Annotated in this window: 16 protein-coding genes and 1 pseudogene; 9 read left to right on the forward strand and 8 right to left on the reverse strand. The window is 61.0% G+C overall.

Annotated elements, in window-relative coordinates; genetic code table 11:
- Positions 1-137: 137 nt before the first annotated feature.
- Entirely contained in the window at positions 138-1,061 is a 924-nt protein-coding gene (locus AC0IW7_RS12325) for a LysR family transcriptional regulator (RefSeq protein WP_471818272.1), read from the reverse strand.
- Between the two features lie 115 nt (positions 1,062-1,176).
- Between AC0IW7_RS12325 and AC0IW7_RS12330 the strand changes: the two genes are divergently transcribed.
- Positions 1,177-1,929: an SDR family oxidoreductase gene (locus tag AC0IW7_RS12330; protein WP_471818274.1), complete on the forward strand. Its 753-nt coding sequence runs from the start codon at positions 1,177-1,179 to the stop codon at positions 1,927-1,929.
- A 127-nt stretch (positions 1,930-2,056) separates the two neighbouring features.
- On the opposite strand, the gene AC0IW7_RS12335 is transcribed toward AC0IW7_RS12330, so the two are convergent.
- Both AC0IW7_RS12335 and AC0IW7_RS12340 read right to left on the reverse strand, forming a co-directional pair.
- On the reverse strand, positions 2,057-2,836 hold the full coding sequence (locus AC0IW7_RS12335; RefSeq protein WP_471818276.1) for an SDR family NAD(P)-dependent oxidoreductase: 780 nt from the start codon (positions 2,834-2,836) through the stop codon (positions 2,057-2,059).
- A gap of 13 nt (positions 2,837-2,849) precedes the next feature.
- Positions 2,850-3,643 (reverse strand): annotated as a pseudogene (locus AC0IW7_RS12340) (NYN domain-containing protein).
- 144 nt (positions 3,644-3,787) lie between these two features.
- Between AC0IW7_RS12340 and AC0IW7_RS12345 the strand changes: the two are divergent.
- A complete protein-coding gene (locus AC0IW7_RS12345) occupies positions 3,788-4,012 on the forward strand; it encodes a hypothetical protein (protein ID WP_471818278.1) in 225 nt (74 codons plus the stop codon).
- Positions 4,013-4,021: 9 nt separating this feature from the next.
- Here AC0IW7_RS12345 and AC0IW7_RS12350 read toward each other — a convergent pair whose 3' ends face one another.
- Positions 4,022-4,789, reverse strand: a complete 768-nt coding sequence (locus AC0IW7_RS12350; protein ID WP_471818279.1) for a sulfite exporter TauE/SafE family protein — start codon at positions 4,787-4,789, stop codon at positions 4,022-4,024.
- Positions 4,790-4,955: 166 nt separating this feature from the next.
- Between AC0IW7_RS12350 and AC0IW7_RS12355 the strand changes: the two genes are divergently transcribed.
- The 3 genes from AC0IW7_RS12355 (at position 4,956) to AC0IW7_RS12365 (ending at position 6,897) form a co-directional block, all read left to right on the forward strand.
- Positions 4,956-5,888: an NADP-dependent oxidoreductase gene (locus tag AC0IW7_RS12355; protein WP_471818281.1), complete on the forward strand. Its 933-nt coding sequence runs from the start codon at positions 4,956-4,958 to the stop codon at positions 5,886-5,888.
- Between the two features lie 362 nt (positions 5,889-6,250).
- A complete protein-coding gene (locus AC0IW7_RS12360; RefSeq protein ID WP_471818283.1) occupies positions 6,251-6,580 on the forward strand; it encodes a type II toxin-antitoxin system CcdA family antitoxin in 330 nt (109 codons plus the stop codon).
- Complete coding sequence (locus AC0IW7_RS12365; RefSeq protein ID WP_471818285.1) at positions 6,580-6,897, forward strand: CcdB family protein; 318 nt, start codon at positions 6,580-6,582, stop codon at positions 6,895-6,897. Before AC0IW7_RS12360 ends, AC0IW7_RS12365 begins: the two co-directional genes overlap by 1 nt.
- Positions 6,898-6,992: 95 nt before the next feature.
- Here the strand turns inward: AC0IW7_RS12365 and AC0IW7_RS12370 are convergent, their stop codons facing one another.
- Positions 6,993-8,372 carry a hypothetical protein gene (locus AC0IW7_RS12370; protein WP_471818287.1) on the reverse strand — a complete coding sequence of 460 codons (1,380 nt, stop codon included), beginning with the start codon at positions 8,370-8,372 and terminating at the stop codon, positions 6,993-6,995.
- A 134-nt stretch (positions 8,373-8,506) separates the two neighbouring features.
- Between AC0IW7_RS12370 and AC0IW7_RS12375 the strand changes: the two genes are divergently transcribed.
- Positions 8,507-8,908 carry a YkvA family protein gene (locus AC0IW7_RS12375; protein ID WP_471818288.1) on the forward strand — a complete coding sequence of 134 codons (402 nt, stop codon included), beginning with the start codon at positions 8,507-8,509 and terminating at the stop codon, positions 8,906-8,908.
- Here the strand turns inward: AC0IW7_RS12375 and AC0IW7_RS12380 are convergent.
- Together AC0IW7_RS12380 and AC0IW7_RS12385 are read right to left on the reverse strand one after the other, a co-directional pair.
- Complete coding sequence (locus AC0IW7_RS12380) at positions 8,825-9,727, reverse strand: helix-turn-helix transcriptional regulator (protein ID WP_471818289.1); 903 nt, start codon at positions 9,725-9,727, stop codon at positions 8,825-8,827. The genes AC0IW7_RS12375 and AC0IW7_RS12380 overlap by 84 nt on opposite strands.
- Before the next feature lie 5 nt (positions 9,728-9,732).
- Positions 9,733-10,275: a kinase inhibitor gene (locus tag AC0IW7_RS12385; protein WP_471818291.1), complete on the reverse strand. Its 543-nt coding sequence runs from the start codon at positions 10,273-10,275 to the stop codon at positions 9,733-9,735.
- Between the two features lie 172 nt (positions 10,276-10,447).
- Between AC0IW7_RS12385 and AC0IW7_RS12390 the strand changes: the two genes are divergently transcribed.
- The gene (locus AC0IW7_RS12390) at positions 10,448-11,137 is read left to right on the forward strand and encodes a GNAT family N-acetyltransferase (protein WP_471818293.1); all 690 of its coding nucleotides are present in this window, start codon (positions 10,448-10,450) and stop codon (positions 11,135-11,137) included.
- Positions 11,138-11,400: 263 nt separating this feature from the next.
- A complete protein-coding gene (locus tag AC0IW7_RS12395) occupies positions 11,401-11,985 on the forward strand; it encodes an SOS response-associated peptidase family protein (protein WP_471818295.1) in 585 nt (194 codons plus the stop codon).
- Between the two features lie 119 nt (positions 11,986-12,104).
- Here the strand turns inward: AC0IW7_RS12395 and AC0IW7_RS12400 are convergent, their stop codons facing one another.
- Complete coding sequence (locus tag AC0IW7_RS12400; protein ID WP_471818297.1) at positions 12,105-12,974, reverse strand: LysR family transcriptional regulator; 870 nt, start codon at positions 12,972-12,974, stop codon at positions 12,105-12,107.
- 101 nt (positions 12,975-13,075) lie between these two features.
- Here AC0IW7_RS12400 and AC0IW7_RS12405 point away from each other — a divergent pair, with 101 nt between their 5' ends.
- The gene (locus tag AC0IW7_RS12405) at positions 13,076-14,245 is read left to right on the forward strand and encodes a mandelate racemase/muconate lactonizing enzyme family protein (protein WP_463383187.1); all 1,170 of its coding nucleotides are present in this window, start codon (positions 13,076-13,078) and stop codon (positions 14,243-14,245) included.
- Positions 14,246-14,348: the final 103 nt, after the last annotated feature.

Consider the following 14,348-nt stretch of genomic DNA (forward strand, 5'->3'; position numbering starts at 1 on the left):
GTCTTGGGGGAGGGGCGGGAATTTTTGTTGCCAGGGTTCGCCACCAAGGTGGCTCCAACAGAGCCGTTAGCCGTCTGTACGAAGGAGGCGAAACCGCCGTAGGCGTTAGCTTGCTAGCGAACCCCGCAAACTAAAAATCACCCCCCACGCACCCGCTCATCCCACGGCGTAGGCGAGGGAAACAGTTCTTCCAAAAAACCTACAAACGCCTTCACATTCGGACTGCCGCGCCGGCTCTCCGGCCATAAAGCGGTGATGAACGAACGGTCTACGGCGTGCTCGGGAAACAGCGGCGTCAGTTCACCGCGCGCTACATACGGCGCGGCGACATAGGTAGGCGAAATGCCAATGCCGCCGCCGGCCGCCACCACGGCGGCGACTGCATCGCTGGCATCGATGGTGATGCCCGATTCCGGCACCCATTCGCTGACGTTGCCCTCCACATTGAACGGCCAGCGCAACGCCAGGCCGGAACTCTGATAACGGAAGTTCACGCAGTCATGTTGTTCCAGTTCGCTCAGGTGCAGCGGTGTGCCGCGCCGGGCCAGATACTCGGGCGAAGCGAATGCGGCGATGCGATGGGGCGCCAATGTTTTCGAGATCAATCGAGAGTCCGCCAGGTTGCCGACGCGCACGGCCACGTCGATGCCTTGCTCGATGATGTCGGCGAGCGAGTCGCCCAGGCGCAGATCTATGGCGAGCTTGGGGTAGCGCTGGCGAAATCGTGGCAGGGCGGGGGCCAATATGTTTAAACCAATCGGTGGCGGTGCGGTGATTTTCAACGTGCCCGCAGGTTCGGCACGCGAGGCCACGGCGGCCTGATCGATGGCTTCCACTTCACGCAAAATGCGCAGGGCGCGCTCGTACAAATCGCGGCCTTCGGGTGTGAGCGTCAGCGAGCGGGTCGTGCGGCTAAACAACTTGAGCGCGAAGTGCTGCTCAAGGCGCTGCACGCTCTTGCTGATGGCCGAAGGCGACACGGACAAGTCCCGGGCGGCGGCGGTGTAACTGCCTAGCGACGCAGCGCGAGCAAACGCAATAAGACCGGTCAGGCGGTCCAAGCCTATTTGTTCCTTCATGGCATCAGTAAAGCGACTTGCAGCCTAATTATCAATCTTCGCGCTTACCTTTAGCCTTTCTCCCATCGACGCCATCCCGGCTTTCAAGGAGATAGACATGACCACAACCCCTGCTCTTAACAGCGCGATTCCCAGTAACCTGCACGGCCGCACCGTGGTGATTTTCGGCGGTACCTCTGGCATTGGTCTGGCCGCCGCCATTCAAGCCAAAGCCAGCGGCGCGCATGTAACCGTGATCGGCTCCAATGCCGCCCGTGCCGAACAGGCCGCCCGCGACAACGGCCTGGACGCCTGGCGCGCCGCCGATGTAACCGACAGCGCCGCCATTTACACCGCGCTGGCAGATATTCCCCACGTCGATCACCTGGTTCTGCTGGCCGGCACCTACGTGGTGGGCAACGTGCTGGACGCGGAAATCGGTCTGCTGCACCGCGCTTTTGACGAGCGCATGTGGGCGTCCGTGCATGCCATTCGCGCCCTGGGCGGGCGCCTGGCCAAAGACGGCTCCATCACCTTCATTTCCGGCATGTTGTCGGAACGCCCAACGGCCCATGGCAGTGCGGTGCTGGCGGCTGCGTCGGCGGCGATGGAAGCCTTGGCCCGAGGCCTGGCGTTGGAATTGGCACCGATTCGGGTGAACACCCTGTCGCCCGGTCCAATCGACACGCCCATCTTCAGCAAAGCGCTAGGCGAAGGCCGCGATGCGTTCGTGAGTGCTCTGGAACAAACGCTGCCGTTGCGCCGTCTCGGCACCGCCGAAGAGGCGGGTGCGGCCACGGTTTTCCTGATGACCAACGGCTTTATGAACGGCGCCACGCTGAACATCGATGGCGGCGCACGGTTGGTCTGAGGAAGCTAGCGGTGGGGGAGGCATTAGCGCGTCACAAGCAACCAGCTTCGCCAAGCTTTATGGCGGGGCTGGAGCGGCGTGCCAGGGCAAGCGCCGCCATTAAAAAACACATCGTTGCCTCCCATTCTTAGCGCGGCCCCTTGTTCTCCGACAAACAATTCCCCCCATCGACCACCAGCACCTCGCCGGTTATATAGCTCGACTCAGGCGAAGCCAGAAACGCCACTGCTGCAGCAACTTCTTCCGGCCTGCCGGCACGCCCAACTGGCACGTACTGCGAGGCAACCAATTCCTCAGCGGTGCTCGACTGGGTGGCAATCCATCCAGGCGCCACCGAGTTCACGGTGATGCCATACGGCGCCACTTCCAGCGCCAAGCTCATGTTCATGCCAACCATGCCGGCTTTCGCTGCTGCGTAGGCCGCCTCGCCAGGGTTGCTGACGCGGGTGCCTGTGGTGGAGCTGATTTGAACGATGCGCCCGTAACCTCGGCGCTTCATGCCCGGCAACACCGCGCGAGTCAGCAGAAACGCCGTGGTGAGGTTTCGCGCAATCGAGGTGTTCCAGGCCTCGAGGCTCATGTCGGCCAGGTCAGCGAATTCCTCGGCTTCGCCTTGAACGGCCATACCCGCGTTGTTCACCAGCACATCGACGCGTCCCCAAAGCGATTCAGCCCATGCCGCCAAGTCGGCGACCTGATCGGCTTGCGTGAGGTCGGCCGGGCGACCTTCTACCTCGTAGCCTTCACTGCGCAATTGCGCGACGCGGTCATGGATGCGCGCGCTGCTGCCGGTGACGATCAACTTCGCCCCCGCGTCGCCAAGGCGCTTGGCGATGGCAAAGCCAATGCCGTGCTCGCTGCCGGCGCCGCTGACCAGCGCAACTTGACCGCTGTGGTTGTTGTTCATGGTTTGCTCCCCATCATTTCCCTGGCTGCTTATGCCGCGCGTACAGCACATGGCCGCCAGTGCTCGTGCCACCGCGCGTTTGCAATTCGAAGGCGTGCGGATGGCCCTTGATCAAGTCGCTCAGCTTCTTGAAACCATGTGCGCGAGGGTCGAAGCCAGGCCTGAGTTTGGTGATGTTTGTGCCGAGTGCGCCGAGGTGCGCCCAGCCATCCTCGTCGGCGATGTCGTCCAGAATTTTGGCGATGAATTCTACGGGAGCTTTGGGCGGCTTCTTCGGTTGCGCCGGTGGGCTGGGTTTAGCGGGCGATACCGCTGGATTCTCAACGGCGGAGGTTTCGCTGACGACCACCAGGTCTTCACGGAGCAATTCGGTGTAGATGAATTTATCGCAGGCGGACACGAACGGCTGCGGTGTTTTGTCTTCACCAAAGCCGTAAACCGTTAGCCCTTCTTCGCGCAATCGAGAGGCCAGGCGCGTGAAGTCACTGTCGCTTGAAACCAGGCAGAAGCATCGAAGCGCCGGGTGTATAGCAAGTCCATGGCATCAATGATCAGCGAGCTATCCGTCGCGTTTTTGCCTTTGGTATAGGCGAACTGCTGAATGGGTTGAATGGAGTGGTCGAGCAAGACTTTTTTCCAGCCACCCAGCTGAGGACCAGTCCAGTCGCCGTAGATCCGTTTGACGTTGGCGACACCGTATTTGGCGATCTCCTCGAACAATCCTTCGACGATCGAAGCAGGCGCGTTGTCCGCATCGATCAAGACGGCGAGGTGTTTTTGGTTGCTGTTCGGCGAGTGGCTGGGCATGGTTCGTCCTTGAAGTGAGCAGCCAACATACCGAGAAATGCGCCGAGGTGGGACAGGTTTTTTTAAGCAAGCAGCGCGCGTAATGCGTCGTTACGCGGCCATGGCTGTTAAGCTCGCCGGCTTTTTTCAGGGAAGGGATTCCACATGGTTATGTTCTTGGTCTTGTCCGGGCTCGGACTCATCATCGCGATGCAGATCGCGATTGTCATCGTCGCGTCGAAACACTCGGTTCTGCACGCGTTGCTCTGCTTTGTTATCCCTTTTTATGTCTACGTGTATGGCAGGAAACAACCTGAGGCCAAGCCATTCATATGGCTGTGGTATCTGGGCGTGGCGCTGTTGGGGGGAAGCGCAATCGCAAACGCTTAATCGCCGGCCTTACAGACTCAGGTAACGGCCAATCAGCGCCAAGCCGCTGGCCAGTACCAACCAGGTCACCAATCGAATAAACGCCTCGCGCGATAGTCGCCGCGTGAGCTGCCGCCCCGCCCAAAGCCCTGCTGCCATCACCGGCAGCAACACCAATGCCAGTAGTAACAACGCGCTATCGGCATACACACCCGCCAGCAGAAACAACCCCAAGCGCACCACGGTGCTGCAACTGATCAGCGCACTCTGCGTGGCCCGCGCCTGTTCGCTGGAGTCGAGCCGCGCGTTCAAATACAGCGCATACAAAAAGCCGCCGCTGCCAAACAACGCGCCAAACAAACCGCCCACCGTGCCGGCTGGCAGCGCCCACCAAGGGCTGAGCTGGGCCGGTCGGGTTTTCACCGCCAAGCTGTACAGCGCGTAACCGCTGACAAATAGGCCCATCAGCAACAGCAACACATCCGCCTTGAGCCGCAATAAAAACACCACGCCCACCGTGCAGCCGACTGCCATGCACGGCAGCAATCGGAACAGTTCATTGCGCGCCACCGCCTTGCGCGCGGGCAGCCAGTTGCCGAAGGCGGCGACGAAGTCCAGCAGCACCAACAAGGGGATGATCCGCGACAGCGGCATAAAGTGAATCAGCACCGGCCCAGCCACCAACGCCGTGCCGAAACCGGCAATGCCAAACACCACGTAGGCCGCCGCAATGCCCAACACGATTAAAAGCCAGTCGATGGTGGAGAAGGGCAGGTGGGCGAGGACAGAGGCGAGCATGGAAAATCCGTTTTGAAAGGAGCAGGTGGCATAGGTTAGCGCTGAGGGGGTTGGGGCGAAATGGTGTGGCTGCATCGCCACCCGTCGCGAGCCTGGCCAATTTCCCTAAACCTCTGCGCCTCACCGTCTTTCTACACCTGATCTCTCGAACCAAAAGGTGAACGGTATGAAAGCGATCAGAATCTCCCAATTCGGTGGCTCGGATGTCATGTCTTTTGAAGACGTAGACATGCCGCAAGCCAAGGTCGGCGAGGTGTTGGTGCGCGTGGTGGTGGCGGGTACCAATCCCGTTGATTACAAGATTCGCCAAGGTGAATTTCCGGAAATTACCGAGAAGGATCTGCCGCTCGCGCTGGGGCGCGAAGTCACTGGAGTCGTCGAGCAACTGGGCGATGGTGTCACCGATTTCAACGTCGGCGACCGCGTATTTGGCATGCTCGGCGCCGACGGCAGCTTCGCCGAGTTCGCCGCAGTGGCGGCAAAAAATCTGGCGAAGATTCCCGCGTCGCTCAGTTGGGAAAAAGCCGCCGGCTTACCGCTGGCCGGCCACACTGCCTGGCAGGCGTTGGTCACCCACGGCAGCCTGGAGGCGGGGCAAAAAGTGTTGATCCACGGCGGCACGGGCGGGGTCGGGCATCTGGCGGTTCAGTTCGCCAAGATCAAGGGCGCGCAGGTGTATGCCACTGCTTCCACCGACAGCCTGACGTTTCTGAAATCCCTGGGCATGGACCGCGCCATCGATTACAAGAAGGAGCGTTTCGAAGACATCTGCAACGACTTCGATCTGGTTATCGACCTCATCGGCGGCGAAACCCAGGCCCGCTCCTGGCAAGTGCTGGGCGAGGGCGGGCGGCTGGTGTCGACCCTGCAAATGCCCGACGCCCATCACCCCGATGCGGCCGGTAAAACCGGCACGCGCTTCATGGCCGAGCCTAACGGCCTGGAGCTGACGCAGATTGCCGGGCTGGTGGAGGCCGATGACGTGTCGGTGGTTATCGCCAAGGTTTTTGACCTGCCGCAGGCGGCTGAGGCGCTGGATTACCTGGCTAATGAACATGTGCATGGGAAGGTGGTGTTGCGGGTGAGTGAAGGCAGCTGAGGGCTGCGCAGGTAACTGCAGTCAAATAAGCGGCTGCCGCTATTGGCGCTTTTTGCGGACCATTTCTGCGGGGTGGTCCGCTCCGCGCGCGGCGAGCACCGCCAAGCCCGACACGCCCCAAACCCTCTTCGCATTCAGGAAGGCCGGGGTTGCCGGGCTATCTGAATCCGCGCAATCGCTCAATTGCACGTTTCCTTACCGGATTCAGCCCATCCGCACGTCAATGTCCCTCGCGCCCGCGCGTTAAAGCCGATAGTAGAGGCGTGCATCCAGGCGCACGCTTGCTGCTAACCCGCTTATTAAGCGAGGCCGGCATGGTAGCCGGGGTAGCCATTAACGGGCTTTTACAGCGGAGAATTCTGATGGACCAGCACAGCACCTGCGCCTTTGACTCATGGATGGAATGCGCACAATATATGCGCATTGATGTCCTTGAGGATTTGCGAATGCCCACTGCCTACAACCTGAACGCACCCAAACGCGCTGCCAACCTCAGCATTAACAGCGATCTACTGAACAAGGCCAAGGAAATGAACATCAACATCTCAGCAACGTTGGAGCACGCGCTTGCCGAGGCGCTCAAAACGAAACAGCGTGAGCAATGGCTGGCAGAAAACCGCACTGCCATCGATGCCTATAACGAGCACGTGGAAGCACACGGTGTGTTCAGCGACGACGTGCGGAGTTTCTGATGCCGCAATTTGCCGTGCACAAAAACACCAATCCCACGACCAAGGCCGCCATCCCGTTTCTGCTCGACATTCAAAGCGACCTGATTGCCGAGCTTGGAACCCGCGTCGTGGTGCCGCTTTACACGGCCGCTGCCATGAAGGGCAAAGTGCTGAAAACCCTGACACCGACCTTTTTCATCGAGGGTAAGCCGTGTGTGATGGTGACGCCTCAGCTCGCGGGTATCGCCAGGAAACAGCTCGGCGCGCAGGTTGCCGATCTTTCGGCTCAGCGCGATGAAATAGTGGCTGCGCTCGATCTACTGATTACCGGCATTTAAATGACGCTTTGCTTTCTGGCGCGCCCAGCCACGTGCGAACCCCGACGGTCCGATCCCGCCAGGGCGGCGGGGGCGACCGTGCTGAAAATGCTCGCTCAGCGTGCCGAATTCACACGCCAGGTCCATTGCCCTAGCGGACTGTTCTCTGCGGCTAACACGAACACACCGTAGTCCTCGAGATAGTCGAAGCGTTGAGTCCATTCCATGCGTTTTGTTTTTATCTTTGTGCAGGTCAGCGGTTTAGCCGTGCCTTGCAGAGCCGCGTTTATCTGGCTGGCCGCGCGCGCCGAGCCGACTTGGCAGGTCACAGTGCTGGTGTGGGGCTTCGGGCCAGTGGCTTGCGTTAACGAGTAAGCGACCTCGCTGCCTTGCGGCAGGTTTTTCCAGTCACCTTTGAATTCCAAGCCGATAACCGGAGACTTGTCGCTGACTTGCTCACCGGTGCTGCGGTCGAACGAGCGACTGGCGAGGTCTATCAGTCCGCGAAAGGTCAGGCGCAGCTCTGTACCTAATGCTGTGTCATTGGGCTGCACCAGAAGCTGGCCGCTTTGGGGATCTTGAGTGAAGACGTCTTCACGATGGACGTCGGTAATCGTGTGCTTCGCCATCACGGTTGCATCGTATCGGTAGTCAACAGCCTGCAACCTCAAGCGCGGGGGCGGAAGCTGAAGGGCACTGATGGCGGCTAACACGGCAGGCGCTGCTACCGGGGTATCCAATTGGGGCATCAGTGGCGTACGTGCCGGCGGCTTGGGCAGCATTGCCCACTCGGCTGCCGGCTTACAGATCGAGTCGATCAGGCGCTGGTCATCTCGCCCCTGCGGTGCGATCAGCGGCGTGGCTTGGCCATAGAGCGTGCCGGTGAGCACTGCGCCATTTGCATCGGTTGAAAACTGGCTTAAGCGTTTGAACGTGCGTTGCGTGCAATCGACGGCTAAACGCTCATGCCGTTGGGCTACCAAGGTTCTTTCAGCCCCCATTTGATAGCGTGCCGGGTAGCGTGCGGTCCATAGCATCAGGCGCCCGTTTTCCGTCTTCGCGCTGTTGCGGTCGAGCAAGAGCCAGTCCTGGTTCTCGGCTGTATCCAATGCTCGCCAGTCTGGTGTCGCACGATAGTCACAGGCTGCACGACGTTGTTCACTGCGGTGCAGTAACTGAAGCTGAGCGTCGGGCAGGCGGGCAGAATCATCATCAGAAAAAGCGTGCATGTAACCACCGGATGTCAGGTAGTAAATGCTGGCGGTTGGCTCGCTACAGGAGGCATCGAAGCGCGCCAATGCAGCGTGTTCGCCGGAAGAGATTACGAGGTAGGTAACGCGATCGCCGCTTCGCATGATCGTGTCGGGGTTGGCCGCCGAGTTGATCACACTCTCGAAGACCGTGAGACCTGGTTGCTTCGCGGGTTTTGACGGTGCTGAGCTACAGGCCGCCAGAGCGAGCGATAGTGCAGCCAGAAGTGAAGAACGTGCGTCCATGCTGAAAATCTCTGGGTGAAAAAAAGCGCGATTGTATCGGCTAAGCAGCCTCCAACACAGGCGGTTTTCGCTAGTCTGCGACAGCCCGACCAACTCATAAAATCAGCGAGTCCACTACGCGCCCCGAGGTCCCCATGCGTCGCTTCATCGCTCACCTCAAACACTGGGCCCATCGCCTAAAAACCAACCTGGCTTTGCTCTGGCTGTGCTGCCGCGATAAGGCCATGCCGTGGTTGCCGAAGCTGGTCGCCTTGGCCACGCTCGCGTATGCGGCCAGCCCTATCGATTTGATTCCTGATTTCGTGCCGATCGTGGGTTATCTGGACGATCTTTTGTTGTTGCCGTTGGGTATCGCTCTCGCGCTACGCCTGACGCCGGCCGCCGTGCAAGAGCGTTGTCGGCCCGAGGCCGAGGCGATGGCGGGGCAGCGCTTGGCGCTGAAGGGGCGGTGGTTAATGGCGGGTTTGATTGTGCTGAGTTGGCTGGCGCTGTGCTTTTGGTTCTGGGGGTACGGCCGGCAGCTGTTCGTCAACTGAGCGCCCGATGGCGGCGCGCAAGTCCCGAGGGGAAATGCCGAAGCGCGCGCGAAAGCTCACGGCAAACCGGGACGCCGAGGCATAGCCGTTGCACGCGGCGATGTCGCTGACTTGCCGGGTGGTGGTTTGCAGTAAGTGCAGCGCCGTGCCCAGGCGAATTTCTTTGAGAATTTCGCGAAAGCTGCGCTGTTCGCTGTTCAGTTGCCGACGCAACGTCGAAGCGCCGAGGTGCAGCTTTCGCGCGGCGCTTTCTACGGTCCAGTCACTGCCAGGGGCGCTCATGATCAAGTGCTGCAAGCGCTCGCTCAGCGGGTCGTGGCGGTCTTCGAAAAGCGGGCCCGCGAGACCTGCCAGCCCCAGGCCGAGTAAAACCGCCTCGCCATACAGCGTGCGCAGGGCGTCCGGGGCGCCGGCGTTCACGGCCTGTAAAAGGTGATCCCAGGCTTGGCTGGTGTGGGCGTCGAGCGGCACGCTGAGGTCCTGGGCCGAGCCGCGATGGGCGTCCAGTTGCTGCCGGTAGCGCGCGTGAAAATCGCGCAATAGCTCGGTGGGGAAACTGATGGCATCGGCAATGTAGTGGCCGTGCTTGCCGGGAATATTGGTGACCGCCAGTTCATAACCTGCCGGCAACAGCACCAGATGCTGAGGCCCGCCGCGCATTTCTTTGCCGTCCCAGTGCAGCACTTTTTCGCCCTGTCGAACGCGGCACAAGGTGGTGACGAACACGGTGACTCGCTGCAACGCATGGTGCTGGCGAGCCTCGATTACGCAGGCAGATATTCGGCTTTCCTGGTGTTGAATGCCGGCAGAAGAGGGCATGGCAGTTAGCGTCCGTACACGGGGGTGAGCGTGGCCTTTTCCAGAACATTGGCGTTGAGCATGTAGCCCACGAGCGCGCCGCTGGCCTGGTTGTCGAGCGGCAGTTTATCCACTTTCAACGCCCACACGGTGAATTGGTAGCGATGGGGTTTGTCGCCCACCGGCGGGCACGCGCCACCGAACTGCGCGGTGCCGTAATCGCTGCGCCCTTGCATGGCGCCGGTCGGCAAGGTGCTGGCGTTGGCGGCGGCGGGTAACGCGTTGACAGAGGCGGGCAGGTTGAAGACGGTCCAGTGCCACCAGCCGCTGCCGGTGGGCGCGTCCGGGTCGTAAACGGTGACGGCGAAACTTTTCGTGCCCGCCGGGGCATGGCTCCACGACAGTGCGGGCGAGACGTTGCCGCCTTCACAACCAAACCCCCGGTACACCTGGCGCGTATCCAGGCTGCGGTTGTCGGCAATGTCCGGGCTGCTCAGGATCAAGCCCTGGGCATGGGCAAGGCTGGCGGCGGTCAACGCGATTGCGCCGATCAATACACGACTGTTCATAAGCTCACTCGGGGTCGTTGGATGAGGCTTGATGTTAATAATCGCGCCGAACCTGCACTGTGCCGAAACGCTCGGCGCCTGTGCGCAAACGCTCGCTGTGAGTGCGCACGGTGGCGACGCTACAATACCGGCCCATCGGTTTTCCCTTGCCGCCTCCGGAGCCCAGCCGTCCATGTTCACTCTCGTACACCTGAACACCCCGCCGCCCGAGTCGCTGAAAAGCCAAGTGCTGCAAATGGTGGTCGACTACTTCACCGATATCAGTCCGGTGCCGCTAACGCCCGACAATCCGCTGTTTCAGCTGTACCAGTACGTGATCGGCTTTGAGGTGCACTTGTATCTGCAGGCCATGAGCGACACGCAACCGGGCGCGCCGCAGTTGCTGTTGGCGCTGGATGACGAAGATCCGTCGCAGGTGTTGGGCTTTGCCCTTTACCTGCCCAGTCACGACGATGCCCAAGCCTGCACACTGGCCTACACGGCGGTGCAAGCCAGCCATCGTCGGCGCGGAATAGCGCGGGCCATGCTGAAGAAAATCATCGAGCAACGCCCGCACCTGGAGTTGGCGTGCGTGGCGAGCCAGGTGCCCACCTTCGAGGCACTGGGCCTTCGCGTGCTGGCAGCGCAGGGCCCGCAGGTGCTGCTCAACACACGCGCCCAGCGCTCAAGCGGCCTGGTGGCGGTGCAAGATCAGGCGCCGATTTATCAGTCCAAAGAAGTGCGGCAGATTCACACGTATCTGCTTAAACAACACGGCGAGGCGGCCATGCGCGATGCGGAGTACGAGCGCGACCGCTTGCTCGATCAGCTCGCCGACCAGGCCCAGGTACTACTCAAAGAACGCTTCCCCACGCTTCACTGAGCGGGTTCGCGGTAAGTTCACTGACCAACCGGCTGTTGGTCGGAAGTGTCGAACCAGCGCTCCGGGCTGCTGCTCGTACGTACACAACGTCGTCGCTCGCGGCTTTTTCATGCACAAGCGCGAACAACGCTGACGACGTCTTTACGAACGGCTGCCGGAGTTTCGCCATGTGTAAATGTATTGTTCAACACGCTTCATCCACGGATTTTTCTGAGTTATTTGCACATACCGAAACTCGCCTGGTCAGCGGCGAATCCAGGGCCATGGGCAGCCGGCATTCGGCGGCTACGTTCGCGACATCCGAGCAGAAAAAAAGCGTGATCAAACCCAATATGCCGGTCAGCGTTTTGCGCCAGCGTGACGGCCAGATCGAAAGCGTGAAAGTGCGCTGGGGTTGGTCGCCGGTATGGGCCATGGGCACGATGCCGCCGCGTACCCAGATGCCGTTGCACCTGGTGATGCGCTCGAAAGTGTTCGACCGCGTGCGCAGCAATGGCCGCGTGTTGGTTCCGGTGGACGGTTGGTACGACCTGCCCGCCGACGCGCCGCTCGATCAGCCGCTGCGCCTGAGCTACACCACCTCGCGCCGCTCCACGCCATTATTCCTCGCCGGCCTTGCGCAAATCAGCGAGAAGCCCAGCGGCTGTGATGGCATGGCGTTTATGACCTGCAGCCACAATGATTACTCCCAGCGGCTGCTGGCCTTCACCGCCGAACATGCCATGCAGTGGCTGGACCCGGATCTGCAATGGGAGCAGGCGCAACATATGGCCTTGCACCTGGCCGTCGATGAGCCGCAACTGGAGCACGTTCTTACCTCACCTCGGCAGCTTCAGGCGCGGCGCTAAAGGCGCGCCCAGGGTGGGTCGGCCTCGGCCCCATCGCGACTGAAGTCGCTCCTACAGTGACCACCGTTACCGCCTTTGTAGGAGCGCCTTCAGCCGCGATGCTGTTTGCGTACCACCGGTCAACCGAGCTTCTGCCAAAACGCTTCAGCCGACGGGCTGATGGGCGCCACGGGCCGGGTGATGTGGATCTCCAGCGGAATATCCCAGCGCTCATCCAGTGCACGCTTCAAACGCGCGTCGACGATTTCCTGCTCCGTCAGGCTTTTGGGCAGCCAGGCAATCCCTTTGTTTTCCAGCGCCATGGACATCAGCACCGCTGCCAACGGGCTGCTGAACAGCGGTTCCAACGGCGGCGATTCCTCGCCAAGTAACCGATGACTGACGATGCGCCCCAGGCCTGATTCTTCGGTGTAGGCGAGGTAGGGCAGTGCGTTGGTGTTGTCGCCAAATTCGGCCGACGCGCCCATCAGTGGCATCAACACGTCATGGCCGATGACCTTGCTGACGAACTGCTCCGGCGCTAGCAGCGGCGGCACATCGGGGTGGCGGTGGCAGAGCAGAAATTGCACCTGGCCGTGAACCAGCATGTGCTCGCACACCGCCATGCTGCCTGAGTCCAGACGCACCGCTTCAATGGGCGCGCCTTTGTCGGCGCTGCGAATCCAGCGTGGAAAGAAGGTAAACGACAGCGAATGGGTGGCGGCGAACAGCAGGGTTTTTGCGGCTTTACCGGCGACTTCCTGGGCCTCGGCGCGAATGCGGTACAGCCGGCTGGCGGCGTCCTGGGCGCTGGCCAGAATGTGCTTGCCTGCCTCGGTCAGCGTGGCGCCATGGGGCGTACGAATAAACAGTTCCACGCCCATCCAGGTTTCCAATGAGCGCACCCGTCGACTGAATGCCGGTTGCGTAATGTGCCGCGCTTCGGCGGCGCGCACGAAGCTGCCGTAGGTGGCCAGCGCAGCGAAATCTTCGAGCCAGACGAGTTCCATCGAGGCAATGCCGTTTGTGCATGGGGTGCCGCATTAATAGCATTGGGCGCGCTGCGGAGCCAAGTTTACGGTGACCTCCTCAACAACAAGAGGAGCGCGCCATGCGTATCGTCGACATCCGCGAAAAAACCGTTTCCATTGCCTCGCCCATTGCCAACGCCTACATCGACTTTTCCAAAATGACCTGTTCGGTCGTGGCGGTGGTCACCGATGTGATCCGCGACGGCAAGCCGGTAATCGGTTACGGCTTCAACTCCAACGGCCGCTACGGTCAGGGCGCGCTGATGCGTGACCGCTTCCTGGCGCGCATCACCGAGGCCGACCCGGAGTCGCTGATCGACAAGGAACACAACAACCTCGACCCGTTCGCCATCTGGAAAACCCTGATGACCAACGAGAAGCCCGGCGGCCACGGCGAGCGCTCGGTGGCGGTGGGCACCATCGACATGGCGGTATGGGATGCGGTGGCGAAAATTGAAGGCAAGCCCTTGTACCGCCTGCTGGCCGACCGTTACCGCAATGGCCAGGCCGACGACAAGGTCTGGGTGTACGCGGCCGGCGGTTACTACTACCCCGGCAAAGACGACACCAAGCTGCAAGACGAAATGCGCAGCTACTTGGACCGCGGCTACAACGTGGTGAAGATGAAAATCGGCGCGGTGCCGTTGGCCGAAGACATTCGCCGTATCGAGTCGGTCATCAAAGTCGTGGGCGACGGCAGCCGCTTGGCCGTGGATGCCAATGGCCGCTTCGACCAACGCACGGCAATTGCCTACGCCGAGGCGCTCAAGCCGTACAACCTGTTCTGGTACGAAGAAGCCGGCGACCCGCTGGACTACGCCCTGCAAGCCGAGCTGGCCAATCACTACGAATTGCCGATGGCCACCGGCGAAAACCTGTTCTCTCACCAGGACGCGCGCAACCTGCTGCGCCACGGCGGCATGCGCGCCGACCGCGATTACGTTCAGTTCGACTGCGCGCTGTCGTACGGTCTGGTGGAATACATGCGCACGCTCAAAGTCATGGAAGAACTGGGCTGGTCGTCGCGCCGCGTGGTGCCCCATGGCGGCCACCAGATGTCGCTGAACATCGCCGCCGGCTTGCACCTGGGCGGCAACGAATCCTATCCGGATGTGTTCCAGCCGTTCGGCGGTTTTGCTGACGGCATTCAGGTGCAAGACGGTTACGTCGGCCTGCCGGATATTCCGGGCGTGGGCTTTGAAGCCAAGTCGGCGCTGTACGCCGTGATGCGCGAACTGGGCGAGGGCTGATTGAGCATTTCCACTGCCTCGCCACGTGCGGGGCAGTGGCGTTTTTAGCGCGCCGCAAAGGCGCCCGGTCACACCCACCGAACACAACAATAAAACGAGGTGC

The sequence above is a fragment of the Pseudomonas sp. AC229 genome, from assembly GCF_979254655.1.